This window comes from Mesorhizobium sp. M7A.F.Ca.AU.002.02.1.1 (genome assembly GCF_003998535.1).
Lineage (GTDB): Bacteria > Pseudomonadota > Alphaproteobacteria > Rhizobiales > Rhizobiaceae > Mesorhizobium > Mesorhizobium ciceri.
Genome location: NZ_RZPB01000881.1, coordinates 1 through 2237, shown reverse-complemented (window position 1 = coordinate 2237; position 2237 = coordinate 1). Strand labels below are relative to the sequence as shown.

Genomic DNA, 2237 nt, shown 5'->3' with positions numbered 1-2237 from the left:
CTTTGGGGCGGTGCGATTGGCTATTACCTCTCCGAACGGATCGTGGAGGGTGGCAACAGCATCGACACGGCGGAGCTGGATCCCCGCAGGTTCGGCCGATACGCCAACAAGAACTGGACCCGGGCCAAGGTCCGGGAAGCCTGGGGCACCCACGCCGTACAGCACTATCCGGGCCAGGACATGCCGGCGGCGCGACCGCAGAAAACGGCCCCGTCCTATGACCGCCTAAGTCAGCTTGGCGCGGTATGGGACGTGTTGAACGGCTGGGAGATGCCGAGCTGGTTTGCGCCCGCGGGTGTCGAGGCGCGCAATGTCTACAGCTGGCGCTGGACCCCCAAGGGGAACCACGTCGCCGCAGAGGTCCAGGCTGTCCGCCACGCCGGCGGTCTGGTCGAGATGACACCAATGACCAAGTTCGAGGTCGGCGGGCCGGGCGCCGAGGGCTGGCTCGACGGAATCCTGGCCAACAGACTGCCGCGTCCCGGTCGTGTCGCTCTTGCCCATCACCTGACGCCGACCGGCGGCGTGCAGGCCGAGTATGTGGTGGCGCGGCTGCAGAGCGACCTGTTCTATCTCATATCGACGCCGCGCGCCGAACGCTGGAACCTTGACGATCTCGGCCGGCTGTTGCCGAAGGACGGCAGCGTGCATCTGCGCAACGTCACGGAGGATCGCGGCAGCTTCACGGTGGTTGGGCCGAAGGCGCGCGACATACTGCAGCCGCTGACGGAGATCGACCTCTCCAACGAGGCCTTCCCATGGTTCAGCGTACAGTCCAGCACCGTCGGCATGGCCAGCGACGTACGGCTGCTGCGTGTCAACTATTCGGGTGAGCTGGGATGGGAGCTCTATCATCCACTCTGCTACCAGCGGCATTTGCTGGATGCGCTTCTGGCATCGGGAGAGGCACACGGGCTGAGGCTGGTCGGACTTCAAGCGCTGGAATCGCTTCGTCTCGATAAATCCTACCGGGCCATGTACCGCGATATGAACCCCGAATTGTCCGCCTGGGAAAGCGGCCTCGAGCGCTTCATCAGCCTCGACAACAGGGACTTCATCGGCCGGGCGGCACTGGTCGCGAAACAGCAGCAGGTTACACGCCGGATCGCCACACTGTCGATCGACACGGATGGTGCGAGCGCATTCGCCTTCGAGGGCGTTTACCGCGAAGGCGAGCTCGTCGGCCACATCACCTCGGCGGGCTATTCCTACACTTTTGGTCACGACATAGCACTTGCGCTGCTGCCCCTGGAACTTGTGTCGCCCGGTACCGAGCTCCAGGTTTCGATCCTCGGCGAGCGCCGCGCGGCAAAGGTGATCGCCGACTCGCCCTATGATCCGGAAGGCGCCCGCGGGCGCATGTGAGGTATCCCGGAGTACAGTTTCCGGTTCATCGATGTCTCAACCGTGCTGCAGGGTAAAACGCAAAAACCGCGCTCCATCGGGAACGCGGTTTTGCCAGATACGCATGGCGCTTCGCTACGCAAACACTTTGCGAAACTTATGGCACTTGTCGAAACTTACGGGCTCCGGTACGCGAGACCTGATCCGGAGCGCCGGACGGATGAGATGTCCGCCTCACAGTCCGTTTTATAGGGACATCGTTACCGCGGAGTTATCGAGAGCTTAAGCAAATCTAAATTTTCATTTTTTCCACCGAAGGAAACCGGAAAAATCCGCCAAATCCGTGGGTTACGCCGGGTTACCCCTGAGAAAATTAATTATGCCGGAGAAATCGACGCCGCCATGTCCCTGGGCGTTGAACAAGGCATAAAGCTGAGCCGCTTCGGCACCGAGCGGCGTTACAGCACCCGCACCTTGCGCGGCTTCCTGGGACAATTTCAGGTCTTTCAGCATCAAGGCGGCTGCAAATCCTGGGTTGTAGTCCCTGTTTGCGGGCGAAGTCGGCACCGGGCCGGGCACCGGGCAGTAGGTGGTCAAGGACCAGCATTGGCCCGACGAGGTCGAGGCGACGTCGAACAGCGCCTGATGCGACAGGCCGAGCTTTTCGGCCAGAACGAAGGCTTCGGCGACACCGATCATCGAAATGCCGAGGATCATGTTGTTGCAGATCTTTGCTGCCTGGCCGGCGCCGTCGCCGCCGCAATGGACGATGCGGCCGGCCATCGGCTTCAGGATCGGCTCGGCGGCAGCGAAGGCATCATCGGAGCCTCCCGCCATGAAGGTCAGCGTGCCGGCCGCAGCCCCGCCGGTGCCGCCCGAGACCGGTGCATCGA

General features: G+C 62.6%; 2 protein-coding genes. One reads left to right on the top strand and one right to left on the bottom strand.

Annotated elements, in window-relative coordinates; translation table 11 throughout:
* A partial coding sequence (locus EN879_RS32780) for a glycine cleavage T C-terminal barrel domain-containing protein (RefSeq protein WP_281034622.1) occupies nucleotides 1-1365 on the top strand: 1365 nt, incomplete at its 5' end.
* Between the two features lie 327 nt (nucleotides 1366-1692).
* On the opposite strand, the gene mmsB is transcribed toward EN879_RS32780, so the two are convergent.
* Nucleotides 1693-2237: 3-hydroxyisobutyrate dehydrogenase (mmsB, locus tag EN879_RS32770; protein WP_127274551.1), on the bottom strand; the 545-nt coding region annotated here is incomplete at its 5' end.